The organism is Pseudomonas sp. TE24901, assembly GCF_054058375.1.
On sequence record NZ_JBSSAF010000012.1, the window covers coordinates 134885 to 158972 of the forward strand.

Below are 24088 nucleotides of genomic sequence, written 5' to 3' on the forward strand. Positions count from 1 at the left end.
ATTCACAGTTGGAGAGACACCCATGAAATTTGAAGGCATCTACACCCCGGCAATCACCCCGTTGACCGCCACTGGCCAGATCGACAGCGCAGCCTTCGCAGACGTGCTGGAATACCTGATTGAGTCCAAGGTGCACGGCATCATTATCGGTGGCTCCACCGGCGAGTACTACGCGCACACCGCCCAGGAGCGCATCGACCTGGCGGCCCACGCCAAGGAAGTCATCGGCAACCGCGTTGCGCTGATCGTCGGCACCGGCGCCATCCGCACCGAAGACTCGGTGGAATATGCCAAGGCTGCCCGCGCCATCAAGGCCGATGCGATCCTCGTCGGTTCGCCGCCGTACGCGTTGCCCACCGAACAGGAAAACGCCATCCACGCCTTGGCCGTGGACCAGGCCGCGGGCTTGCCGATCATGCTCTACAACTACCCGGGCCGCATGAGCGTGAGCATGGGCGACGAGTACTTCAAGGCCGTGTCCGCCTCGAAAAACGTCGTGGCCATCAAGGAAAGCTCGGGCGACATGGGCCAGGTCCATCGCCTGGCCACTCAATACCCGAACATCGCGCTGTCCTGCGGCTGGGATGACCAGGCCCTTGAGTTCTTCGCCTGGGGCGCCCGCAGCTGGGTGTGTGCCGGCTCCAACTTCGTGCCCCGTGAACACATCGCGCTGTACGAGGCGTGTGTGGTCGAAAAAGACTTCGACAAAGGCCGCAGGATCATGGGCGCGTTCATGCCGCTGATGGACTTCCTCGAAGGCGGCAAATTCGTCCAGGCGATCAAGGCCGGGTGTGCGTTCAACGGCCTGCGCACCGGCAGCGTGCGTGCGCCGCTGCAACCGCTGTTCGAAAACGAGAAACACGCGCTGGAGACCGTCATTACCGACCTCAAGCGTAACGTCGCACACATTGTCGGAGGTGCATGATGACCCATCTGCTCAGCGCCGCCGAATACGCGGCCATTGCCCAGGACATCCGGTTCCCGACCACGTCCTTCATCAACGGCGCGGCCCATACCTCGGGTTCGGGCAAGACGTTTACCACCACCAACCCGGCAACCGGTGACGTGCTGGCTGAAATCACCGCGTGCAACAGCGACGACGTGGACTACGCCGTGGCCTCGGCCAAGCAGGCGTTTGACGATGGGCGCTGGCACACCCTCAGCCCGGGCACGCGCAAGAAAGTTCTGCTGCGTTTTGCCGACCTGCTGGAGCAGCATTCCCACGAACTGTCCGTGCTCGAAAGCCTGGACAGCGGCAAGCCGGTGCGTGAGTGCCAGCTGACCGACGTGCCGGAAACCATCCACATGATCCGCTGGCACGCCGAGCTGATCGACAAGATCTACGACAACACCGCGCCAGTGGGCAATGACGCGCTGACCCTGGTGGTGCGCGAAGCCATCGGCGTGGTCGGCCTGGTGCTGCCGTGGAACTTCCCGCTGCTGATGCTGGCCTGGAAAATCGCGCCGTCCCTGGCCGCTGGCTGTTCCATCGTGGTCAAGCCGGCCAAGGAAACCACCCTGACGGCGCTGCGCGTGGCCGAGCTGGCGTCCCAGGCCGGCATCCCGGACGGCGTGTTCAACGTGGTGTCCGGTGGTGGCCGTGAAGTGGGCGAGCCACTAGGGCGTCACATGGACGTCACCATGGTCAGCTTCACCGGCTCCACCGACACTGGCCGTCTGTTCCTGCAATACGCGGCCGAATCCAACCTCAAGCGCATCGTGCTGGAGCTGGGGGGCAAGAACCCCGCCGTGGTCATGAACGACGTGGCCGACCTCGACCTGGTGGCGGGGCACATCGTCAACGGCTCGTTCTGGAACATGGGCGAGAACTGCTCGGCGTCGTCACGCCTGATCGTCCACGCCGATATCAAGGACGCGCTGCTCAAGCGCATTGGCGTGCAGTTGCAAGGCTGGAAGATGGGCAGCCCGCTGGACCCGGACAACCGCCTGGGCTCGATGGTCAGCCGGGCGCATTTCGACAAAGTCAGCTCGTACCTGGTGCAGGCCGGCAACGAGAACCTGCAGGTGGTCTTCGGCGGCAAGACCGAGGATGACATCTACGTGCAACCCACAGTGGTCGATGGGGTTGGCGCAGACAGCGTGCTGTTCAAGGAGGAGATCTTCGGCCCGGTGCTGACCGTCACCACCTTCACCACGCTGGAAGAGGCTATCGCCCTGGCCAACGACACCATCTACGGCCTGGCCGCGTCGGTGTACACCGACAACCTGCGCAACGCGATCAAGCTGTCCCGTGCGATCCGCGCCGGCATTGTCACCGTCAACTGCTTCGGTGAAGGCGATGCCTCGACACCGTTTGGTGGCTACAAGCAGTCCGGGTTCGGCGGGCGTGACAAGTCCATCTGGGCCCACGACCAGTACACCGAACTCAAGACCATCTGGATCGACGTGTCCGAAAGTTAAAAAAACAGGCGCCCCTTTACAAAGCTCCACGCAAGCGGCGATGGGGGCGCCTTCCTTTCAACCGGGTCAACAATAAGAAGTCCACGGCCCTGCTCGTTTTCTCGAAGCCCTTTCATGACTGCCTATCGTACTGCCCTGACTTCTGCCCATGTCACTGCCATTCTGTTTGGCCTGACCGGTATTTTTGGCGCGCTGATCCACGCCAGCGCCAGCGTCATCACCTTTGGTCGCGCGGCCTTTGCCATGCTGGCCCTGGGGCTGTTTGCGCGCTTGCAAGGCCGTGCGCTGCTGCGCGGCCTGACCCTCAGGAAACTCTTGGTCTACGGACTTTCGGGGCTGATGCTGGCCGCGCACTGGGTGACGTTCTTCATCGCGATCAAAGTGGGCGGCGTTGCCGTCGCCACCTTGGGTTTTGCCAGCTTCCCGGCGTTCATCGCCTTGCTCGACATGGCGGTATTTCGTGATCGACCGCACCTGGCCGAAGCGCTGTTGCTGCTGCTGGTGACCTTCGGCCTGGTGCTGGTGACTCCCTCGTTCGAGGTGGCCAACCAGGGCACCGTCGGGCTGTTGTGGGGCATCGCCTCCGGACTCTCGTTTGCCCTGCTGGCGATCACCAACCGGCGTGCCACTGATGGTCGCAACGGTGTCCAGGTGGTGTTCTGGCAAAACACAACCGTGGCCGTGGTCATGGCCCCGTTTGCCCTCGCCGACCTGCCGGGCATCGGCTCGCTAGACTGGCTCAACCTCGCCATCCTGGGCGTGCTGTGCACGGCGCTGTCCCAGGCGTTGTTCGTCAAGAGCCTCAAAGGCCTCAACGCACGCAGCGCCGGCATGATCATCTCGCTGGAGCCGGTCTACGCCATTGCCTGTGCCTGGTGGTTGTTCCATGAAGCGCCGTCTTCGCGGATGCTGGCCGGCGCCGCGCTGATTGTGCTGGCAATAGTGCTATCCGCCCAGGCCGAAAAGTCCCACCCAACCCCCAACTTGTAGTGAGCGGGCTAGCCCCGCGCCGCGGTGTACCTGACGCCTAAGGTTCATCTGACACACCGCGGCGCGGGGCAAGCCCGCTCACTACAAGCCCTCGGGGTTGGCATCCTGTTGCTGTAGCGCATCCGCCAGAAAATCAAGAAACACCCGTACCCGTGGCGGCAGGTGGCGGCGGCTGGGGAACACGGCGTTGAGAAACAGGTAGTCGTTGGCATAAGGCTCCAGCAGGGCAATCAGGCGACCGTCGCGCAGGTCGTCCTGAATATCCCACAACGCCTTGAGCACTATGCCGCTGCCGCCCACCGCCCAATCATGGATCACCTCGGCGTTGTTGCTGAGCAGGGTGCCCTTGATCTGCACCTCCAGCCCATGGCCGTTTTCCTGGAAGGTCCAGCGATCAAAGATACGCCGGCCACGCACCAGGCGCAGGCAGTCGTGGTGCAGCAGGTCCTGGGGCGTCTGCGGCGTGCCGTGCTGCGCCAGGTAGTCAGGTGACGCGCACACCACGCGGCTGCTGGACAGCAGGCGGCGGCTGACCATGCCGGTGTCGCTGGGGTTGTCGGTCAACAGGCCTACATCCAAGTCGTCACCCGCTACGTCGGCGGGTGAATCGGAGAGCAGCAGTTCTACGGTGATACGCGGGTAGCGTCTGGAAAACTCGGCAATCAGCGGTGCAATTCGCCGTCGGCCGATTTCCAGGGGCGCACCTACGCGGATATGCCCGTGGGGCGTCTCCAGCCGTGTGCCCACTTCGGCCACCGCCGCGTCCAGCTCGTCGAGAATGAACAGCCCGCGCTCATGCAGCAGCGCGCCTTCTTCCGTCAGGCTGAAATGCCGTGAACCCCGGTTGATCAACCGCACCCCCAGGTGGCTTTCCAGCCCCGCCAGGCGCCGGCTCACGGCAGGCAGCGAACTGTGCAGGCGCCGCGCCGCCTCCGACAGGCTGCCCGCCGCCACGATGCGCACGAACAACCGCAGGTCACTGATCTCGTCCGCCATACCTTCCTTCCTATTTTTGCAAGGATGCCTTGATTTTTTAACGGCTATTCAGCCGCTCGCGTGCTCATCAGACTGCCACCAACCCCGCTCTTAGCAAAGCCTTGAGCCCGATTCTGTTCATCTAGCGAGCCTCACCGTGAGCCATCTCAATTCTCACTCCGAAGACACTTCTGTTTCCACTGGGCGCAAACAATGGGCGCGCCTTGCGCTGTTTCTGGTCGCCTTTGTAATCATCGTCCTGGTGCTGCTTCAAGGGTTTCATTACTGGCGCAATGGGCGCTTTATCGAAAGCACCGACGACGCCTACATCAAGGCCGATTCCACCGTGATCGCGCCCAAGGTCGGCGGTTACATCAGTGCGCTGCCGGTCAACGACAACCAGCCGGTCAAGGCTGGCCAACTGCTGGCGACCATTGACGACCGCGACCTGCGCAACGCCCTCGACGACGCCCGTGCCAACGTCACTGCGGCAACGGCGGCCGTTGCGCAACTGGACGCCCAGGTGGTCCCGCAGGCGTCGATGATTCGCCAGGCCGACGCCCGCGTGGCGGCTGCCTCGGCGACGTTGAGCCTGTCGCGGCGCAACGACACGCGACGCCAGGCAATGGCCCGGGTCGGCTTTGGTTCCAACGAACAGGCCGATAACGCCGCTACCGACGCCAAGGCGCAGACCGCCAACCTGGAGGGGTTGCAGGCTGCTGCGCTGAGTGCCCGCCAGCACGTGGATGTTCTTGCCCGCCAGCGAGAGCGTGCAGTGGCGCGCCGGGACGCTGCCCAAGCCCAGCGTAACCAGGCCGAACTGAACCTGAGCTACACCCGCGTGGTGGCGCCGGTGGATGGCACCGTCGCGGCGCGTAGCGTGCGCACCGGGCAATTCGTCCAGCCGGGCACCCAGTTGATGGCGCTGGTGCCCCTGGCACAGGTGTATGTGGTCGCCAACTTCAAGGAGACCCAGTTGCTCAATGTGCACCCCGGCGAGTCGGTGCGGGTCAGTGTCGACACCTTTCCCGACCATGATCTAAGCGCCACCGTCGACACCCTGGCCCCGGCCAGCGGCGCGGAATTCAGCTTGCTGCCACCGGACAATGCCACGGGCAACTTCACCAAGATCGTGCAGCGGATCCCGGTGAAAATCCTGTTCAACGACGCGGGTGAACTGGCTGGGCGCCTGCGTCCCGGCATGTCCGTGACCGCCGCCATCGATACCCGGGCGCCACGCCATGAACCATGATCCTGTGAGCCTGCGCACCTGGGTGGCGGTGGTCGGCGCCGCGCTCGGCGCGTTCCTGGCGATCCTCAATATCCAGATAGTCAGCTCGTCCCTGAACGATATCCAGGGCGCCATCGGTGCCGGCTCGGATGAAGGCGGCTGGATCACCACCGCCTACTTGGTCGCCGAAATCATCGTGATCCCCATGAGCGGCTGGCTGGCGCGGGTGTTCTCGACGCGCACGTACTTGCTGACCAACACCGTGCTGTTCCTGATCCTCACCGTGGCCTGCGCCTTTACCAAAAACCTCGGGCAGATGATCGTGGTGCGGGCCATGCAGGGCTTCGCCGGGGGCGTGCTGATTCCCTTGGCGTTCTCCATCATCATGACGCGCCTGCCGCCGTCCAAGCATGCGATCGGCCTGTCGATCTATTCGGTCTCGGCGATCTTCGCCCCCTCCATCGGGCCGGTGATCGGCGGCTACTTCAACCAGACCTTCGGCTGGCAGTCGATCTTCTACGTCAACCTGCTGCCCGGCTCGATCATGCTCGGCCTGTTGTGGTTTGCCCTGGACGCCGAACCGCGCCAGTTGCACCTGCTGCGCACGGGTGACTGGTGGGGCATCCTCAGCATTGCGATTGGCCTGGGTTGCCTGGAAACGGTGCTGGAGGAGGGCGAGAAAGACGACTGGTTCGGCTCGCCCTTTATCGTGCGCCTGAGTGTGATCGCAGCGGTGGCCCTGAGCGTGTTTGTGTGCGTGCAACTGCGTCGGCGCAATCCGCTGCTGCAATTGCGCCTGCTGGCGCGGCGCAACTTCGGCCTGGGCACCATGGCCAACTTCTTCTTTGGCCTGTCGATGTACACCTGGGTGTACATCATTCCGCTGTACCTGGCGCGTATCCATGGCTACAACTCCGAGCAGGTTGGCTATGTGCTGATCTGGATCGGCATCCCGCAATTGCTGATGCTGCCGCTGGTGCCCGCGCTGATGCGGCGTTTCGACCCGCGCAAGCTGGTGGCGGTGGGGTACCTGATCCTGATCGGCGGCAGCTTGCTGGCCACCCACCTGTCGATGAGTTTTGCCGGCCCGCAGTTCATCGCCTCCAGCCTGATCCGCGCCCTGGGCCAGGTGCTGGTGATGACGCCACTGTCGGCCATCGCCGTGGCGGGGATCGAGCGCGAACACGCAGGCTCCGCCGCCGCGCTGTTCAATATGACCCGCAACCTCGGCGGCGCCATCGGCATTGCGGTGTTGCAGACCTTCATGAGCAACCGCGGCAAGTACCACTCCGACGTGATCACCCCGCAGGTGTCGTTGCTCAATGACGCCACCCGACAACGGCTCGATGCGTTGACCCAGTGGTTTCTTGCGCGCGGCATCAGCGACCCGGAACTGGCGCGGCACCAGGCCATCGTCGAGGTGGGCCGGTTGATCCGCCGCGAGGCGTCGATCCTCGCGTTCAGCGACACCATCATTTTGCAGAGTGCGTTGTTGGGGCTTGCTTTCCTCGCCGTGCTTTTGCTGAAAAAAACCAGAACCGGCAACACCGGCGAGGCGCACTGACATGAATACTTCCTTCACACCCTTCACCCTGTTGCTGTTAAGCCTGGCGCTGGCCGGCTGCACGGTCGGCCCGGATTACTCGGCGCCCCAGCCACCCGAAGAGCAACACTACCTCGCCGATCCTCGGCAGGAAGCGCAACTCAATGAAGGCCAAGCGCTGCGTGAAGATTGGTGGACCTTGCTGGGCTCCCCCGACCTCAACCGCACCGTCGACCGCGCCCTGGCGCAGAACGGATCGCTGGTGATCGCCCGCGCCAACCTCGCCAAAGCCCGGGAAGGCGTGGCGATGGCCGACGGTGGGCGATTACCGCAGGTCGATGCCGGCGCCAGTGCGGGTCGGACCAAGGTCGGCGCCACGGCGTTCGGGCCACAGGCCGAAGACTTCCCGTTGTTCTCGGCCTATGGCGGCGGGCTGAGCGCGACCTATGACCTGGACCTGTTCGGCGGCGAGCGGCGTCAAGTGGAAATGGCCTCGGCCAATGTGCAGGTAGAACAACAGGCACTGAAAGCAGCGCGCCTGGAAGTCGCCGGCAACAGCGTGGGCGCCGCGCTGCGCATGGCCGTGCTGAACGGGCAGGTGCAGGCCATCACTTCGGTGATCGAGGCCGATCAGCAGACCCTCGACCGCGTGAAACAGGCGGCCAAGGCTGGCGTGGCTTCAACCCTGGATGTGAGTTTGGCGCAAAGCCAGCTCGACCGAGACCGCGCACGCCTGCCGGTGCTGGCCCAGACGTTGGCGGTCAATCGCGGCGCGTTGACCACACTGGTCGGTGCCACCGAAACGCGCTGGACCGCACCGGACTTTGACTTGGCCTCCCTCCAACTGCCCGAGCATGTCCCGGTGGCCGTCCCTTCCGAGCTGGTGCGCCTGCGCCCGGATATCCGGGCTGCCGAGGCCCGTTTGCAGGCGGCCAACGCCTGGGTCGGGGTGACCACGGCAGACCTGTACCCGCACCTGACCCTGAGCGCCAGCCTGAGTGACGAAGCCTTGTTTTCCGGCCCCGCCAGCTCTGCCTGGAACCTGCTCGGCGGGCTGGCCGGCCCGGTGTTCCATGGCGGCACGTTATCGGCGCGCCAACGGGCGGCCGAAGACGCCTATCAGGGCGCATTTGCGGCGTATCAGCAGACGGTGTTGCGTGCGTTCCAGCAGGTCGCCGTCAGCCTCCACGGCCTGCAAAACGCCGCGGATGAGGCACGTGCCGAGCAACAGGCCCTCGACTCGGAGACTGCTGCGCTGCGCCTGACCCAACAGGCGTATCACGTGGGCAGCGCTGGCCTGCTGCAAGTGGTGCAGGCCCAGCGCACTCAACAACTGGCGCAACTGAGGTGGGTGCAAGCCCGTGGAAACAGGTACCAGGAGACCGTCAACCTGTTCCTGGTCCTGGGCGGTGGTCATGCCTGAGACTGTAGTGAGCGGGCTTGCCCCGCGCGGCGGTGTGTCAGGTAACCCCGATGCGACTGACACACTGTCGCGCGGGGCAAGCCCGCTCACTACAAAGCGAGGGCGTACGGGCGCAATGGTTGTTCGGCTGGCGGGCGGGGGCGTCCGGGAATCGCGTCAATCAGTTCACGGGTGTACGCATGGGTAGGGTGGCTGAAAATCTGCTCCACCGACCCCTGTTCAACCACCTGCCCATGGCGCAACACCAACACCCGGTGCGCAAAGTTGGCGACCACCGACAGGTCGTGGGACACCAGCACGTAGGCCATGCCCATCTCCCGTTGAAGTTCTTCCAGCAACTCAAGAATGCGCGCCTGCACCGACACGTCCAGCGCGCTCACTGGTTCATCGAGCAGCAGCAGGTCGGGCTTGAGCGCCAGTGCGCGGGCGATGGCGACCCGTTGGCATTGGCCTCCGGACAACTCGCGGGGCAGGCGGTCGAGAAAGTTGACAGGCAAGTGCACCCGGTCGATCAGTTCGCGCGCGGCCTGTTCCAGGGCTGCGCCCTTTAGCCGTCCAAACGACACCAGCGGTTCCACAATGCTGTCGAACACCGTGAAGCGCGGATCGAGGGCGGCGAATGGGTTCTGTTGCACCAGCTGGATGCGCTGGCGCAGCGGGCGGAAGTCACGCCAGCTCAGGTCGGTCACATCCTGCTGCTCGAACAGGACCCGGCCCCGGGTCGGTTTCTCCAGACCCAGGGCGATGCGCAGCGCGGTGCTTTTGCCCGAGCCGGATTCGCCGACGATGGCCAGGGTCTGGCCGGGGTAAACGTCCAGGCTGAGGTTTTCCAGCGCCAGGAACGTCGCGGCCTCACCTTTGACCTTCGGCAGGCTGAACGTCTTGGCCACGTTGCGCAGGCTCAGGATCGGCGCCTGGATATGAGGCACGCTGGGCAACGGCTCGCGGCGCCTGGCGAAGGCCGGTGCGGCGGCGATCAAGGCGCGGGTGTAGTCGTGGCGGGGCGCCTGCAGAATCTGGCGCGGCGGCCCTTGCTCCACCAACTCGCCTTGTTTCATCACCAGTATCCGGTCGGCGCGGTCGGTGGCCACGCCCAGGTCATGGGTGATGATCAACAAGGAAATCCCGCGTTCACGCACCAGGCGTTGCAGGTGGTCGAGGATCTTGCGTTGCACGGTGACGTCCAGCGCGCTGGTGGGTTCGTCGGCGATGATCAGGCGCGGGTTGCCGGCCAGGGCGATGGCGATCAGCACACGCTGGCGCATGCCCCCGGACAGCTCGTGAGGGTACTGGCGGGCGCGCAGTACCGGCTTGTCGATGCCCACCTGTTGCAGCAGCTCGACGACGTCGGCATCCACGCCGGGGTAGCGCCGCCCCTTGGCCAGGATCACGGCCTCGGCAATCTGCTGGCCGATGCGCAAGGTCGGGTTCAGGCTGACCATCGGGTCCTGGGGCACCAGGCCAATGGTGCGCCCGCGCAGTTGGCGTTTCTGGCGGTCGCTGGCGCGGGTCAAATCGTGGCCGTCCACCCACAGCGCTCCGTCGGTGATGCGGGCGTTGTCCGGCAACAGGCCGAGGATGGCATTGGCCAGGGTCGACTTGCCCGAACCCGACTCGCCGACAATCGCCACCGTCTCGCCCTGGGCCAGTGCAAACGACAGGTTGCGCACGGCCGGGTTGGCCTGGCCGCCTGAGTGGTAGCTCACGTCGAGCTGGCGCACATCGATCAACAGGGGAAGGGGGCTCATCGGCGATGCTCCTCAAACGTGCGGGCAATGTGGTTAAGGCTGAAGACCACCGCCACCAGGAACAGGCCGGGCAGCAGGGACACCCAGGGGGCGGTGATCAGGAAGTGCCGGCCGTTGGCGATCAAGGTGCCCCATTCTGCTGCCGGAGGCGCCGCGCCGAAGCCAAGAAAACTCAAGCCGGCCGTGGCGAGGATCGCGGCGCCGAAGTCCAGCGTCGCGAGCACCGCCACCGGTCCCCAGGCGTTGGGCAGGATGTGCCGCAGCAAGGTCCGCGCCCAACTGGCGCCGCCCAGGCGGGCCGCTTCCACGTAGGGCAGGGTCTTGACCCGCAGCACTTCGGCGCGGGTGGTGCGGGCGAACCCCGGGATGATGCCGACGCCCACCGCAATGGCCACCGGCACGGTGCCAAAACCGATGGCCGTGACAATGGCCAAGGCCAGCAGCAGGCCGGGCAGGGCCAGCAGCACGTCGATAAAGCGCATGATCACCGCGTCAATGCGGCCCCCGGCAAAACCCGAGAAGATGCCCAGCCCGAGCCCGCCCACCAGGGCGATACCCACCGCCAGGAACGCGGCCTGCACCGACAGGCTGGCGCCGTAGACCACCCGGGTGAACAGGTCGCGGCCTAGCTCATCGGTGCCGAACAGATGAGTCAGGTTCGGCGCGCGTAGCTTGTCGATTGGGGCCGTGGCGTAAGGGTCGAAGTGCGTCAGCCATTGCGGCACCACGGCGGCGACCAACGCGAATATCACGATCAGCAACGCCACGGTAAACCCCGGCCGGCGCAGCAGTGGCAGCACCACGGCGGTGACGCGTTGCAGGCGGCTGCGGCGTCTCCAGAGGGGCGCGGGAATACCGGTGTGACCCAGGTTGTGCTGGAGGATAGTCATGGTCTAGGACACCTTGGGTGTATGGGAGATGCGCGGGTCGAGCCAGGGGTAGAGCAAGTCCACCAGCAGGTTCACCAGCACAAAGGCTGCGGCGGACACCGCGACGATTGCCAGTACCACCGGAATGTCCTGGCGCAATACCGCTTCCTGGGCCAGACGGCCAATGCCAGACCGGGCGAAGATGGTTTCCACCAGCACCGCGCCGGACACGGTGTTGCCCACCTGCAGGCCGATCAGCGTGAGGATCGGCAGCGCGGCATTCTTGAACCCGTGGCGTGCCTGCACCTGAGCCCGGCTCAAACCCTTGGCGTAGGCGGTGGTGATGTAGGACTCCTGCCACACCCCCTGAAAGCTGCGCTGCAACACCTGCGCGTACACCGCCGCACTCGGAATCGCCAGGGTGATCGCCGGCAGCACCAGGCTCTCGAACCCCCGGCTGCCGGTGGCCGGGAACCAGCCCAGGCCAAAGGCGAAGACCTGGATCAGCAGCAAGCCCATCCAGAACACCGGCACCGAAAACCCCAACGACGGCAGCCGCGCCAACGCCACTTTCAACGGCCGCCAGCGCACATACGCCGCCAGGTAAGCCAGCCCGATGCCGCCGACCAGCGACAACACAATCGCCAGGCCTGCCAGGGACAGCGTCTGCGGCAGGCGTTCGGCGAGCAGTTCGGCCACCGGGCGATTCAGCGACAGCGACTGGCCGAAATCCCCGTGCAAGGCGCCCAGCAGCAGGTTGAAGTACTGCTCGAACACGCCTTTGTCCAGGCCGTAATAGGCGCGGGCCTTGGCCAGGTCTTCCACCGACAGCGCGTCGGCTTCCATGCCCGACGCGCTGAGCATGATGGACAGCGTGTCACCCGGCAGCAGATAGAGGATGAAGTAGGTGATGCTATAAGCTCCCCACAACACCAGCATGGCCTGGCCCACGCGGCCGATCAGGTAGCGGGTCATGGCTGGCCGACCTCGATATCACCCAGCAGCGCAAAGCCCTCGGCGGTCCACTGGAAGTTTTTCACGCGTGGCGACGTCGCGGCCTGCCACACGCGTTCGTACACCGGGAACGCCGCGCCTTCGTCGATCAGCAAATCCTGCAAGTCACCGTAGGCCGCAGCGCGTTGCGAGCTTTGGGTGGCCGTAATGCCGGCATCGAACAAGCCCTTGGCCTTGTCGAGCACCTGGGGCTCGTAAATGTTGGTGGCCAGAGTCGCGCTGTTGGCGGTGCGCGGGTCGAGGATGGTTTGCAGGATGATCGGGTCGGCGCGGGTCATGTAGTTGATCGACAGGTCATAGTTGCCCGATGAGTTGTTGGCGATCCACTCGGCCCGCGTGACCACGCTGAGCTTCAGGTCGATCCCGACCTTGCGCAGTTGGTCCTGGATCAGCACATCGCCGGCGGTTTCGGCGGGGCTGATGTTATAGCTCAGGCTCAGGCGCTTGCCGTTCTTCTGGCGGTAGCCGTCGGCACCCTTGGCCCAGCCGGCCGCGTCCAGCAGCTGTTCGGCACCTTGGGGGTCGTAGGCCAGTTTGGCGCCCTGGCTTTTGAAGTAGGGCGTGGTCACGTCAAAGATGCCGTCCACCACCGGGAATTCGGCGTTGTACACGGTGCTGGCGTAGCTCTTGCGGTCGATGGCTTTTTGCACGGCCAGGCGCACTTGCTTGTCGGCGAGCAGGCGTTCGCCCCGGGTGTTGGGGTACAGGTTGAGCGCCGGGCCCGGCAGCGAACGGCTCTGGATGGTCGCGCCCTTGGACTGGAACAGCTTGAGGTCGACTTCGGAAAACGGGTTGCGCGGCCACAGGATGTCAGCCTTGCCTTGCAGGAACAGGCCGTTGCGCACGCTCTCTTCGGGGATGTAGCTCACGTCCACCGCATCCAGATGGGCTTCACCCTGGTTCTTCATGTTGGCCGACGCCCAGGCGTAGCCCTTGCGTTTGGTCAGGTGCGCGCCGACTTCGGGGGTGTAGCTGGCGAGCACGAAGGGCCCTGTACCGATGATCTTGCCCAGGGAGCGCTCCTTGGCGCTGAGGGCATAGGAGGCGGGCGCCAGGATCGACAGGTTGGTGGTGGAGGTGGCTTGCAGGAACCCCGCGTTGGGCTTGGCCAGCACCAGTTTGACGGTGAAGTCATCAACCACTTCGGCGTGGTCGTAGCCCGCCAGGTAGGTCGCGCCGAACGTCGCCGGCAGCTCGGTGGCCAGGGCCTTGTCGCTGTCGAAGGCGGTTTTCACCGCCTTGGCATCGAAGCGTTCGCCATTGCTGAAGGTCACGTCCGTGCGCAGGTGGAAGGTGTAGGTCAGGGCGTCGTCGCTCACCTCCCAGCTTTTGGCCAGCCAGGGGATGATCTTGCCGCTCTGCGGGTCTTGGTCGGTCAGGGACTCGGCGACATTGCGCAGCAGCACCCGGTGTTCCAGCCAGTAGACCTGGAATGGATCGACGCTGACCAACGTGGTGTTGTCGCCAAAAAACGCGATGCTCAGGGTTTTGCTGGCCTGGGCCTGGTCACCCGAAGGTGAGCAGCCCACCAGGCTCAGTGCCAAGGCGCAGGACGCCAGCAGGCGGCTCGGTACAGTGGATCTCGTCAAAGGGATGCCCTCACGTGGCGATTGCGCTTAGAAGTCGTAGGCCAGCTTGGTGTACCAATAGCCGCCGCCCGGATAGAACGGCGGGTTGCCATACGGCGCCAGGCCCAGGTTGCTGTACACGGCGTGCCGGTCGGGGCGCACGTCGAAGATATTGGTGCCGCCGACGCTCACGGTGAGGTGGTCGACGAAGGTGTAGCTGACGTCCAGGTCGGTGATCCATTTGGCGCCGAAGCTGCGGTCGCCCGTGGGGTTGACCGCCAGGGTCTTCACCGCGCCGTAGCGGCTGGTTTGCAGGTTGACCGCCAGGTCATCGACCTTCCAATTAGCACCCAGAATCCACTTGGTCTTGGGGGTGGCATCAGTCAGGTCGCCCTCGCGATCGCGGCCCACCAAAGTGACGCCGGAGTTGGCGAGCGCGCCGGGAGTGTCGCGGGTGCCTTCGATGGTGGTCTTGTTCCAGTTGAAGCCCAGGCTCCAGCGCACTGACCCCCAGGCATCCAGCGGCGTGGTGTGGTCGGCGACCACGTCCAGGCCCTTGGTGCGGGTGTCGAAGGCATTGGTGTAGTAGTTGACCCAGGTGCCGCTCGGCACGCCTTGGGCGGTGAGGATGTTGTTGATCACGCCGTTGCCACGGTCGTAGATGTTGCTGGTCAGGGCGATGCGGTCATCGATGTCGATGAGGTAGGCGTCGGCGGTGATGCTGGTGCGGGGTGCGGGCTCCCAGGTCAGGCCCAGCCCCAGGTTGCGTGACTTCTCCGGCTTGAGGTCATCACCGCCGAGGGCCTTGGCCAGGTTGCTGCCCGACGGCGTCAGGCGGGTGACAGCGGGCACCACGTTGCCGTTGGCGTCGATGGCCACCCGGTTGTCGGCGACGGTGTAGCCGATCTGCGTCAGCGATGGCGCGCGAAACCCGGTGCCGACGGTGCCGCGCACGGCCACGGTGTCGGTCAGTTCATAGCGTGAGTTCACTTTCAGGCCGAAGGTGTTGCCTGAGTCATCGTCGTAATGCTCGATGCGCCCGGCCACATCGAGGAACCAGCGCTCGGTCAGGTCGAAACCCAGGTCAAGGTAGCCCGCATAGTTGTTGCGGACCAGGTTGACCTCATCTTCCGGGCGAATCGTCACCGCCGCCTGCGCGCCCGAGGCGGCGGGGTAAGTGCCGGTGATATACGCGTCGGGCTCGCCGGCAAAGGTGCTGAAACGCTCCCAGCGATGTTCCAGGCCGGCCGACACCTGCACCGGTGGCGTCAGGTTGAACAGGCTGTCGTAGCGGCGGGTGAAATCGAGGTTGTTCACCCACTGGTCAAAACGGAAGGTGGCCAGGTTGTCGAACTGGGTCGGCGATGCCGTGCCCAGTGACGGGTTGATATTCAGGTCACTGGAATGGTGCACGGTGTTGCGCCCGTAGGTGGTGCTCAAGTCCCAGTTCCAGTCGGCGAGTTCGCCTTTGCCGCCGAACAGGAACTGGTAGTCCCGGTCCTTGATGTTGTTCAGCGGGAAGTAGCCATTGGGGAACACCTCGGGCACTGCCGCCGTGCCGGTGGGCAGGCGGAAGTAGTTGGCGGCCTCGGCGTCGCGTTCGCCGTAGGTGGAAAACGAGTACAGCGTCACGTCCTCCAGCGGCAGTTCGGCGTTGTAGGCCAGGTTGAACGCCTTGAGGTCGGGATCGCCGTTCTTGATCGCCACGCGGTCCCAGGCCGCTTCCTTGGCCGGGTCGCTGAAGGCGCGCACGGTGTTGTCGGCCTTGTCGTTCCACGAGGCGGCACCGCGTTTGCGGGCGTCGGCCGAGAAATGGAAAAAGCCCCGGTCACCCAGTTTGAAGCCCTGGTCGCCGGCCACCTTGATGGTTTCGCCCTGGCCGGAATACAACTGGCCGTAGCTGCTTTCCAGGTGCCCGCCGCTGGCCTCGGACTTGAGGATGATGTTGATCACCCCGGCCACGGCATCCGAGCCGTACTGGGCGGCGGCGCTGTCCTTGAGCACTTCGATATGGTCCACCGCGCTGACCGGGATCAAGTCGATGTCCACGGCATTCGCGCCGCTGTTATCGATGGAACCGCGCTGGCCGGTCGCGCCGTTATGGCGGCGTTTGCCGTTGACCAGCACCAAGGTGTAGGCCGGGCCCAGGCTGCGGTTGCTCAGCGGGCGGGTCACCGAGTTGTAGCCGGCAATGTTGGTGCCGAAGTTGAAGGACGGCAGCAGCTTGGCGATGGCTTCGGAGAGTTCAGCGCGGCCGGTCTTGAGCAGTTGCTCGCTGTTGATCACATCAATCGGTGCCGGGCTGTCAGCCACGGTGCGTTCCTGGCCACGCAGGCCGGTGGAGATCACGGTGACGGTGTCGAGCTTGGCGTCTTCGGTGGCCGCCTCGGCAAACGGCAGCGGGGCCGCGAGCAACAGGGAGCTGGTCAGCAGTGACAGGTGGAATTTACGGGTGGGGAGAGGGCGTGCGAGATCGGGCATGTCAGGAGTAATCCATCAGGATTGGCACTGGCCCTTGGTGCGGGTGCAGCTGGGAAACGGTGTGACATGAAAGTATTACTATAAGAAACTCGAGTGAAAGTCTTTTTTGGAATAAGCTAATTATTAATTAATGTGATTTTATGTTTTTATAAAATCACATATTTTTATTATCAATTACCTTGTAGTGAGCGGGCTTGCCCCGCGCGGCGGCGTATCAGGCACATCACATTACATGACACACCACGGCGCGGGCTGCGGTCTGCCTGGCGCCTTGTATTCGGCTGACACACCGCCGCGCGGGGCAAGCCCGCTCACTACAATCAGAGGTCGATGCGGCGCAGTCTTCCGGTTAATGGCACAACGTTGCCATCCGGGGTCGGTAATGGCCGGCCCGTCAATCCCATGCCTTCACTCACCACCACTCCACCGGGCACCAGGCACAGGTTGGACGGTGTATCCAGCCCACGTGCCAGCACCTTCACGTCACCGTTGTGCAGGTCGCAGTCGAGCAGGCGCCCCGAGAATCGGGTAAAGCCGCCATGCAGGGTTTCGCCGTTCCAGTCAGGCGGCAACGGTTGTTGCAGGTGGCTGCACAGCTCCAGCACCAGCACATGGCCGTTGGCGCACAATGCCAGGCCGGTGGGCAGTTGCAGGCCGCTGATCAGCACCTCGATCTGCCCGCTGGCCGGGTGTACCCGGATCACCTGGCCGGCGTGGTCGGCAAAGTCGATGCCCTTGCGGGCCGGATCGCCGTGCAGTTCACCGGAGAACAGGCTGATCAACACCGCGTCGGTCTGCGGCTCATACACGAGGGTGACGGGCACCGCTTCCTGGCCCTGGTCCAGGCCAGGCAGTTGCACCCGCACACACTCGTCTTCACCGTCGCCGAATTCCACCAGCTGGTTGGTATCGGGCTTGACCGCCAGCCAACTGCGTCGGGTCGGGTGGTAGCACAGCGCATTCAGGTTGCCCCGGCTGTGGTACACCGGTTCGGGCGGGCTGTATTGCAGGTCGAGCAACTTGGAACCGCCTATGTAATCGGTCTGGCTGGCCAGGCAACGCCCGCCACCGCAGGCAATGTCCGACAGGCCCATGATTTCATCGCGCAGCATGCGCGCCTGCATGTTCATCGCACGAAAGCCCTGGGCCAGGGGCTCCCCCGGAAGGTAGGCGCCGGGTCGTTCAGGGTCGGGGTGCAACAGGCTGATGCGGCCACTGAAGGTCTGGTCCGGCAAGCCCGAGCCGGCCTCGGCCAGCAACAGGCTGCCGTCGGGTTGCAGGCACAGGCCACGGGGGTTGAGCAGGCCTTCGGCGATCAGCGTGCTGGGGCGCAGGGTTTCGCTGGGCTGCGCGGGTATACGTAGCGTCATGGCGGTGTCCTCCTACTGCGGCGGTTGCCAAGGGGTTTGGGTGAGGTAGGCACTCAACAGGGCGCGCTGTGACGGCGACATCGAACGCACCACCGGCATGTACAGCGTGGTGCCTTTGTACACATCCGCGATGCGCGCGAGGATCGCGTTTTTCGCGCCCATGACCGCATCCGGCTTGTTCAATGCGACGTAGCGCGACATGGCCGGGAAGGCCAGGTAGTGAAAACGCAGGACGCGGGGGTAGACCATGTCCCAGGTGATGAGCGTACCGGCCGGGATACCGAAGTCGGTCTGGGCGTATTTGCGAAAGCTGGTGAAGTAGCCACTGCTGTCGAGCCCGTTGGCGGTGCAGTTCAACGCGACGAAACCCGCCTGGGCTTCGCTGCCCGGCTTGAGGGTCACAGGGACACTGATCGAGCGTTGGCCGGCCTCCACCGTCAGCGTGGCGGGGAAATCGAGAAACTCGTAGTCCTGCGGGGCGGTGTACAGCGCCGGTGGCGATTGTTCAATACTGATCGCTGTGGCAGCGGGCACCGGACCGCCCAGGTAGCGAACCTGCAACGTGATCGACAGGCCGTCAGGGTAGTCCTCTAGGTAGACGTTACGCAGATCGCCGTACACCCGGTACTCCGATTCGAGGGCCTGCAGGGTCGAATCATCGACGGTACCCGGGGCATTGACCGCCAGGGCCGACGTCTGCGCAGCTTGCTGCTGGGTGGCACTCAGGGGCAGGTCGACGATGCCGCCATACACGTAGTAGTCAACCAGTGGGCTGCTCGTTGGGTCGAGCGTGGTGAGCTGAGTGGTGCCAGCGGTAATGCTGACAGGGCCGTAATTCGCATTCGGCCCGATGGGGCTGGTGATGTCGGTACGGTCAGCGCGGAAGGTTTGCTTGGGGATGAGGTTGACCATGTCGATGCTCAGCAGGCCGTTGCTGGCAAGCTCCGCATAGGCGGCATTGTCCGTGTCCTGGTTGATCAATTGGCGACCGGGTTGACAGTTCAACGGCTCATTGGCAAACGCCGGTGCCAGTGTGCCGATGACCCGGCCGATACTCGGGTTGGGGTCATTTTTGTTGGCCGCATAGTCGGCGTTCAGTTCGGCCGTGGTCATCTTGGGGCACATTTCGAACATCACGAAGCGCAGCACGATCCCCGTCGCCCCGGGTGCCTCGATGATCGATTTGAGGCCCGCGCTGTTGCGGTTCCATTGGACAATGCTACTCAGCGGGAACGTCAGCTGGAACGTACCGCTGGCATGGAACGAGCCGGGTGCGTCCATGGTGTTTGGCTTCAGCACCCGGGTCTGCACGTCGAAACTGCTGCACACGGTGTTGCAGTGAATCAGTAACTGGAGGTCGTCATCGGTGCCTATTTGCAGGCCGCCGACGAAGATCTGGGTGGTGGTCGACGCTGTCGGGTCCAGGTCTACCATCATCGGACCGGTGAAAGGCCCCTGGCCGGTAACCGGGTCCACCGATCCAAGCAGGCCGATCGGCTGGCCAACGAGGTCACCGCTGGTGCTGACGCTGCCCGGGCTGCCCTGGGAGCTGACCAGGGCGTTTTCCATGAAGACCTGATGGTCTCCGAAGTGGTTCCAGCCGCCGAGGGTATAGCGCACCGCACTCGGGGTATCGATCATGGCGTTCAGTTCGTCATCGCTGTAAGCCTCGGCCTGGGGGGCCACGATAGAACGCGCCAGGTCAAACACCGGCCAACCGTTGTCCGCGTTCTGGGGCAGGCACGGGGTGTTGTTCGACACGCTGACGTCGGTGGTGATACCGCCCCAGAAATTCAGGCGGGGTCCGTTGAGGATACTCATGATCTATTCCTTGATCTGGGAAGGGGTGGCGCCCGGTGTTTGGGCGAATTTGAACAGGTAGGAGTAGTCGGACTTGATCGCGCTCTTGGGCGGCGTCGCCATCGAATGGCACGCCATGCAACTGCTGGTGGGCTGGATATAGCTTTCCATGGTCACGTTGGCTGACAGCGTGGGGGTGGGCGTGCCCATCGGGTTGCCGATCATGTTGGGGTTGAGCGGCCGCTGGGTGGTGATCAGCTTGTAGTACTTCAACGGGCTGTTTTGCAGGCCAGGGTCGGCGCGGTAGGTGGCGTTGACCGTGTCGGTGGCGCTATCAATGGCAGTGACACGGGTCAGCGGGTCGGGTGTCTGGAACGTGGTGCCGTTCACCGGCACGCACACCGGATGCGCCCCTTGGGTGTTCCAGTTGCACGGCGATTGGTTGACGGTGGTGGCGGCCGGGTCGTAGTAGCTGCCGTTGGTTGATAGGTCGGCCGGCACATTGTCGATTTGCTCGAAGGTCGACCACACCCACTGCGGGTAACCGACGGGCTTGGTGATGATGTGCAGCCCCACCAGCCCCAGGAGTTGCTGGGCGACTCCGTTGGGCTTGCCTTGGGCGTCGAACGTGGTCACCTGCGCGATCATGTTCAGGTAGCGGCTGGCATTGTCCTTGGACGTGAGGATGCGCCAGCTGGATTTGACCTCGATGACCCCGTTGGGGAACTTGATGCTGCTGGCGTTGGACACCACGTCCGCGTTGTAGAAGTTGTTGGCGACGATGTAGTTATAGGAGGTCTCGTTGGCAGCAATGTCGTAGTAGGTCGGGTTGCCCGCCTGGTCGATCAGCCAGCCGCCGATGGCCTGGTCGACGTGGTTCTGCAGGCTGGTGTTTTTCAGCGCGGCGATATTGATCAGGCCCAGGCTCCTGGCGGTCAGCACGCTGTTCCAGGGGCCGGGGTTGGCCGCATTCGGCAGGAAGATTTCCTCCACGCTCTTGTAGGTTTGCCACACGGTATAACCGCTGCCACCGGGCTGTTTGGTGCAGTCGGGGCTGCCGCGTTGGCCGTCCTTGGCCGGCCAGTTCAAGGCGACAAACAGCTGCCAGCTGTATTCATCAAACGGTGTCTGGCCGGCGCCAGCAGCCGGCGCGGCGCCGGGCAGTTGGCAACTCAGCGACGTGGCCAGGGCCGACGGCTGGGTCGCCTGCCTGGCCTGGGCCGGCAGGCCTGCCAGCCCCAGTAACAGCATGGAAAAACACACGAGGGTTTTCATGGCGGATCCTTCCTTTGATGTCGGGGTCAGGGTTGCATGAGCTGGTTCCATTGCGCCTTGTGGCCGTTGCTCACGCCTGCCGGTGGCACGAACAGCTGGCAGGGCGGCGGGTTCGCCGGGCACATGTCGGCCACCTGGTCCCAGGTGTCCTTCGGGTCGGGGGTGGCGATGCGAAAGTTGGTGTAGTTCTGGCTCACGATGGGCGCGTTGGCGACGCTGGTATCCCCCGAGAAAAAGAACGACTGCGGCTGCCGGTAGGGCGGGCTGCCGGTCGGTTGTTTGTTGAAGGCGTAGCCAAACAGGATCGGCCCTGCGGGAGACTTCAAGTCCATGGCATAGGCTTGCAGGCTGCCGCCCAGGTGTTTGCTGCGCTCGGCGCTATAGGGCAGGTGCTCGATGAAGCTCTGCCGTGGCGGATGGTTCATCGGCGAGAACATGCAGCAGGCCGGCATGTCTTTCGGGCGGTCTTCCGGATAAGTGAGGAAGTACGCCTTGTTGCCCAGGGACACGAAGGTGCAGGTGTAGTTGTTGTCCTCTATCGGGAAGATCGGCAGGCAGTACTTCTCGTAGTGCTCCATCATCGCGCCGTAACCGTCGCCGTCCGCCGGGATATAGGTGGTGTCGTAGTAGCTGGTGCCCTTGGACACGGTGTAGTCGGCCGGCGTCAGGGTGGAAGGTGGGTCACTGTAGGGCGGCGGGTTTTTCTGGTAGTTGTGGATCACCCGGTACATCGTCCAGTCGCTGATCCATTGTGCCGGGAAGAACGGGTCGGATGGGTCGCTGGCGGTGCGCTTGGCGATGCAGTTGCCATTTTTCTTGTTGCAGCCTTCGGTGTTGTGCACCCCGTTGGTGAAGTACACCGCGCCGCTGTCACTGGCAGCAAACGCTGCGGGGCTGAGCAGCAGCACCAGCAGCAAGAATCGACGCAAGAAGTTGGCGTTCATATGACACTCCTGTGCAGTGCCGGGTGACGCAGGCGTCACCCGGTGGTCCTGGCGTTACAGCGTTATTGGTAGTCGCTCATGCTGAGCGGCACGGGTGGGTAATTGCGTTTCACCAAGGCCTGCGCCCACAGCTCCAGCACGGCGCGACGGCTTTGCGGCATGTCGCGGGTGATGGGCATCGCCAGGGTGCTTTCTTCCTGGTACTCCTTGCTGATCAGCACGATCAATTGGTCGATGGCGCCTTCGATCCGAGTCAGGGAATTGAGCGGCATGAACTTGTTCATGATCGGGTAGAGGTAGTAATAGGGTTTGAGGATGAAGGGGAAGATGAACGTTTCCCAGATCACCACGCCGGCGTCCTCGCGCTGGTACACGCGGTTCCAGGTATCGACGAAGTTTTTCTGTAACTCGGGCTCCAGCGGCAACACCCGCAGCGGTGCGAGGAAGTCTGTGTAGGCCTGGGTGAGCGCGAAGCTGAACGGGATATCCGGCGCTTGCTGACCCTCTTGCACAAAGAAACGCAGGGTCGGAAACCCCGCCGCTTTCCCCGTGACCGTGAGGTAGGCGATACCTTGGTCGTCGGTCTGTATCTGGGTCACGCTGTATTGCACGACACTGTTGGACGCGTCACGCAGCGTGCCTTGCCGGTTGATCGGGTTGGCGAACTCCAGCGTCGGGCTCAGGGCGACAGATGCAGGTGTCTTCAAGTATTCCTGATACGTCACGGGCACGGATGTGGCATTGGTGTCGGCCAGCCGTATGGACACCAACTGGCGGCCGGTGCCTTCGGTCACTTGGCCAAGCAGCGGGGCAACGCCGTTGAATTGCGGCAGGTTAGCGGTGTTTTGCAGGAACGTGGGAGGGAAGCTGTCGAACAGCTTGAAGTCGGCCGAGTTGTTGAACGCCAGGTAGTAGTCGGTGGTGCACAGCATGTAGGCATTGCCGTATTCCGCGATCCACAACGTGGTTCCCTTCGGTGCCGGCTGGCCGTCGCATTGCACCATGATCTGCAGCGTCTGGGTGGCGCCTACATCGATGAAACTGCCACTCTCCACCACCTCGGCGGTCCATCGTTGCTGGGTCGCGGCGACCACATTCGGGCTACCCTGCAACTGCAGTTCCAGCGTGCCGTTTTGCAGCAGGGTCTGCGCGGCCACGGTGAAGGGCAGGTCGAGGATGCCCGAGCGCTTGTCGAACTGTGCCTGTTGGTAATCGGCATAGCCGAAGCGGGCCAATTCGTTGAACTGCGTGCCCTGGCGGATGCCAATCGCATAGTCGCCCGCCAGGTACTTGGCGGCCACAGGGATTGGGGCGCTTTTGTCGACCGGATAGAACGGAAACGTGTTGCCCAGGTCCAGCGACAAGGTGTTGCCATGGATCTGCGCCGAGGTCACGCCGAGCTGTACCTGTTTTGGGCTGTCCCCTGGGGTGATGTGAATCGGCACTTTGGCGGCCGGCACCAGGCGCATGCCGGCAGGTGCGGTGGGGAACTCATCCTCGAACCACAGGCCGAGGGTGCCGACCGTGCGGCTGTAGGCCGGGTTGAAGAAAATATCGCCGACGTTGTCCAGCCCCTGCTGGTACATGGCTTGCACCTTGGCCAGCGCTTCCGGGGTGGAGGAGTGGGTGTCGATGGGCGGGAAGTCGTTGAGGATGCCGTTCTTGTCGTAGCACGTGAGGTAGGTGGTAAAACGGAACATCAGGCCCTTGGCGTTCTGTTGCTGCATCTGCGCTTGCAGGTTTTGCAGCAGCGCCGAGTCGCCCACCGCCCATGCCAGGTTTTCTTTCGGGAAGCACGTCTGCCAGGTCGTGGTGACGTAGCTCAGGCCGCCGAGGCCCGCCCAGTTGAAGTTCAGCAATCGGTCGAGCATACGGTGCTCGCGGTTCAGGGTCAGGCCGCATTGCGGAGTGCCCAGTACCAGCTTGTCGAAGTACAGCGCGGTGAAGGTGTTCTGCCACGGGCTCACGTCGACAAAACGCGCCGCCGTAGGGCCTGCGCCGCCAAAGGGGTTGCCCACCAGTTGGTAGGGCTGGTTGATCAGCGAGTCAGTGGCAACGTAACCGCCACCAGGCAGTTCACCGCCACTGATCACCGATTGGGTCTGCTGATAGCTCACGGTGCCGCAAGCATTGTCACCGAACAGGTTCCATTCGCCGGGGATCATCGGCGTGGTCACTTGTGGGGCATTGCCCGGTACTTGCAGCACATAGTCAGGAATCTGGTTGACCGGCAGCGGCGCAATCGTCCAGGGCAGCAGTGTGCTGGCCGCATTGAGTGGCGTAATGCCAAAGGACTCCAGGAACGGCCAGTTCATCTGCATCTTCACCGCGTCATACACCGGGAACATGTCGTTGTTATTGGCCGTTGGCGGGTTCCAGAACATGTGGCCTTTGACGTAGATCCGAGGAAAATTCAATACGCTCATGTCAGGCTCC

17 protein-coding genes are annotated in these 24088 nt (G+C 63.7%); 6 read left to right on the top strand and 11 right to left on the bottom strand.

The window, feature by feature from the left end; genetic code table 11:
* The first annotated feature begins 22 nt into the window (after positions 1 to 22).
* The 3 genes from ACVWVP_RS23365 to ACVWVP_RS23375 all read left to right on the top strand — a co-directional run bounded on the left by ACVWVP_RS23365 (position 23) and on the right by ACVWVP_RS23375 (position 3411).
* The gene (locus ACVWVP_RS23365; RefSeq protein WP_178925746.1) at positions 23 to 925 is read left to right on the top strand and encodes a dihydrodipicolinate synthase family protein; all 903 of its coding nucleotides are present in this window, start codon (positions 23 to 25) and stop codon (positions 923 to 925) included.
* Complete coding sequence (locus ACVWVP_RS23370; protein WP_178925745.1) at positions 925 to 2421, top strand: aldehyde dehydrogenase; 1497 nt, start codon at positions 925 to 927, stop codon at positions 2419 to 2421. Before ACVWVP_RS23365 ends, ACVWVP_RS23370 begins: the two co-directional genes overlap by 1 nt.
* A gap of 114 nt (positions 2422 to 2535) precedes the next feature.
* On the top strand, positions 2536 to 3411 hold the full coding sequence (locus ACVWVP_RS23375; RefSeq protein ID WP_259174507.1) for a DMT family transporter: 876 nt from the start codon (positions 2536 to 2538) through the stop codon (positions 3409 to 3411).
* Between the two features lie 81 nt (positions 3412 to 3492).
* Here ACVWVP_RS23375 and ACVWVP_RS23380 read toward each other — a convergent pair whose 3' ends face one another.
* Positions 3493 to 4407, bottom strand: coding sequence for a LysR family transcriptional regulator (locus ACVWVP_RS23380; RefSeq protein WP_457408293.1), 915 nt, complete (start codon positions 4405 to 4407; stop codon positions 3493 to 3495).
* 136 nt (positions 4408 to 4543) lie between these two features.
* Here ACVWVP_RS23380 and ACVWVP_RS23385 point away from each other — a divergent pair, with 136 nt between their 5' ends.
* The 3 genes from ACVWVP_RS23385 to ACVWVP_RS23395 are packed head-to-tail and all read left to right on the top strand — an operon-like array spanning position 4544 to position 8583.
* Positions 4544 to 5638 (top strand): HlyD family secretion protein, encoded by a 1095-nt coding sequence (locus ACVWVP_RS23385; protein ID WP_457408296.1) that lies wholly within the window; start codon positions 4544 to 4546, stop codon positions 5636 to 5638.
* Positions 5628 to 7181, top strand: a complete 1554-nt coding sequence (locus tag ACVWVP_RS23390; RefSeq protein ID WP_457408299.1) for an MDR family MFS transporter — start codon at positions 5628 to 5630, stop codon at positions 7179 to 7181. The genes ACVWVP_RS23385 and ACVWVP_RS23390 overlap by 11 nt, the downstream gene beginning before the upstream one ends.
* Position 7182: 1 nt before the next feature.
* Positions 7183 to 8583, top strand: coding sequence for an efflux transporter outer membrane subunit (locus tag ACVWVP_RS23395; protein WP_457408301.1), 1401 nt, complete (start codon positions 7183 to 7185; stop codon positions 8581 to 8583).
* Positions 8584 to 8672: 89 nt separating this feature from the next.
* Here ACVWVP_RS23395 and ACVWVP_RS23400 read toward each other — a convergent pair whose 3' ends face one another.
* The 10 genes from ACVWVP_RS23400 to ACVWVP_RS23445 all read right to left on the bottom strand — a co-directional run bounded on the left by ACVWVP_RS23400 (position 8673) and on the right by ACVWVP_RS23445 (position 24078).
* Complete coding sequence (locus tag ACVWVP_RS23400; protein ID WP_457408304.1) at positions 8673 to 10331, bottom strand: dipeptide ABC transporter ATP-binding protein; 1659 nt, start codon at positions 10329 to 10331, stop codon at positions 8673 to 8675.
* A complete protein-coding gene (locus ACVWVP_RS23405; protein WP_178920821.1) occupies positions 10328 to 11221 on the bottom strand; it encodes an ABC transporter permease in 894 nt (297 codons plus the stop codon). Before ACVWVP_RS23405 ends, ACVWVP_RS23400 begins: the two co-directional genes overlap by 4 nt.
* A gap of 3 nt (positions 11222 to 11224) precedes the next feature.
* Entirely contained in the window at positions 11225 to 12175 is a 951-nt protein-coding gene (locus ACVWVP_RS23410) for an ABC transporter permease (RefSeq protein WP_178920820.1), read from the bottom strand.
* The gene (locus ACVWVP_RS23415) at positions 12172 to 13803 is read right to left on the bottom strand and encodes an ABC transporter substrate-binding protein (RefSeq protein WP_178920819.1); all 1632 of its coding nucleotides are present in this window, start codon (positions 13801 to 13803) and stop codon (positions 12172 to 12174) included. The genes ACVWVP_RS23410 and ACVWVP_RS23415 overlap by 4 nt, the downstream gene beginning before the upstream one ends.
* A 27-nt stretch (positions 13804 to 13830) precedes the next feature.
* On the bottom strand, positions 13831 to 16263 hold the full coding sequence (locus ACVWVP_RS23420) for a TonB-dependent receptor plug domain-containing protein (RefSeq protein WP_178920818.1): 2433 nt from the start codon (positions 16261 to 16263) through the stop codon (positions 13831 to 13833).
* 320 nt (positions 16264 to 16583) lie between these two features.
* The gene (locus ACVWVP_RS23425) at positions 16584 to 17633 is read right to left on the bottom strand and encodes a hypothetical protein (protein ID WP_457408307.1); all 1050 of its coding nucleotides are present in this window, start codon (positions 17631 to 17633) and stop codon (positions 16584 to 16586) included.
* Positions 17634 to 17645: 12 nt separating this feature from the next.
* Entirely contained in the window at positions 17646 to 19454 is a 1809-nt protein-coding gene (locus ACVWVP_RS23430; RefSeq protein WP_457408310.1) for a hypothetical protein, read from the bottom strand.
* A gap of 3 nt (positions 19455 to 19457) precedes the next feature.
* Positions 19458 to 20708, bottom strand: a complete 1251-nt coding sequence (locus ACVWVP_RS23435; protein ID WP_457408312.1) for a hypothetical protein — start codon at positions 20706 to 20708, stop codon at positions 19458 to 19460.
* A 26-nt stretch (positions 20709 to 20734) separates the two neighbouring features.
* Positions 20735 to 21652 carry a hypothetical protein gene (locus ACVWVP_RS23440; RefSeq protein ID WP_259174518.1) on the bottom strand — a complete coding sequence of 306 codons (918 nt, stop codon included), beginning with the start codon at positions 21650 to 21652 and terminating at the stop codon, positions 20735 to 20737.
* Between the two features lie 62 nt (positions 21653 to 21714).
* Positions 21715 to 24078 carry a hypothetical protein gene (locus ACVWVP_RS23445; protein ID WP_259174519.1) on the bottom strand — a complete coding sequence of 788 codons (2364 nt, stop codon included), beginning with the start codon at positions 24076 to 24078 and terminating at the stop codon, positions 21715 to 21717.
* Positions 24079 to 24088 lie beyond the last annotated feature (10 nt).

Bases quoted from the DNA above. Each gene is read 5' to 3' on its own strand.
- ACVWVP_RS23365 (WP_178925746.1), top strand. From the start codon at position 23: ATGAAATTTGAAGGCATCTACACCCCGGCAATCACCCCGTTGACCGCC.
- ACVWVP_RS23370 (WP_178925745.1), top strand. From the start codon at position 925: ATGACCCATCTGCTCAGCGCCGCCGAATACGCGGCCATTGCCCAGGAC.
- ACVWVP_RS23375 (WP_259174507.1), top strand. From the start codon at position 2,536: ATGACTGCCTATCGTACTGCCCTGACTTCTGCCCATGTCACTGCCATT.
- ACVWVP_RS23380 (WP_457408293.1), bottom strand. From the start codon at position 4,407: ATGGCGGACGAGATCAGTGACCTGCGGTTGTTCGTGCGCATCGTGGCG.
- ACVWVP_RS23390 (WP_457408299.1), top strand. From the start codon at position 5,628: ATGAACCATGATCCTGTGAGCCTGCGCACCTGGGTGGCGGTGGTCGGC.
- ACVWVP_RS23395 (WP_457408301.1), top strand. From the start codon at position 7,183: ATGAATACTTCCTTCACACCCTTCACCCTGTTGCTGTTAAGCCTGGCG.
- ACVWVP_RS23400 (WP_457408304.1), bottom strand. From the start codon at position 10,331: ATGAGCCCCCTTCCCCTGTTGATCGATGTGCGCCAGCTCGACGTGAGC.
- ACVWVP_RS23405 (WP_178920821.1), bottom strand. From the start codon at position 11,221: ATGACTATCCTCCAGCACAACCTGGGTCACACCGGTATTCCCGCGCCC.
- ACVWVP_RS23410 (WP_178920820.1), bottom strand. From the start codon at position 12,175: ATGACCCGCTACCTGATCGGCCGCGTGGGCCAGGCCATGCTGGTGTTG.
- ACVWVP_RS23420 (WP_178920818.1), bottom strand. From the start codon at position 16,263: ATGCCCGATCTCGCACGCCCTCTCCCCACCCGTAAATTCCACCTGTCA.
- ACVWVP_RS23425 (WP_457408307.1), bottom strand. From the start codon at position 17,633: ATGACGCTACGTATACCCGCGCAGCCCAGCGAAACCCTGCGCCCCAGC.
- ACVWVP_RS23430 (WP_457408310.1), bottom strand. From the start codon at position 19,454: ATGAGTATCCTCAACGGACCCCGCCTGAATTTCTGGGGCGGTATCACC.
- ACVWVP_RS23435 (WP_457408312.1), bottom strand. From the start codon at position 20,708: ATGAAAACCCTCGTGTGTTTTTCCATGCTGTTACTGGGGCTGGCAGGC.
- ACVWVP_RS23440 (WP_259174518.1), bottom strand. From the start codon at position 21,652: ATGAACGCCAACTTCTTGCGTCGATTCTTGCTGCTGGTGCTGCTGCTC.
- ACVWVP_RS23445 (WP_259174519.1), bottom strand. From the start codon at position 24,078: ATGAGCGTATTGAATTTTCCTCGGATCTACGTCAAAGGCCACATGTTC.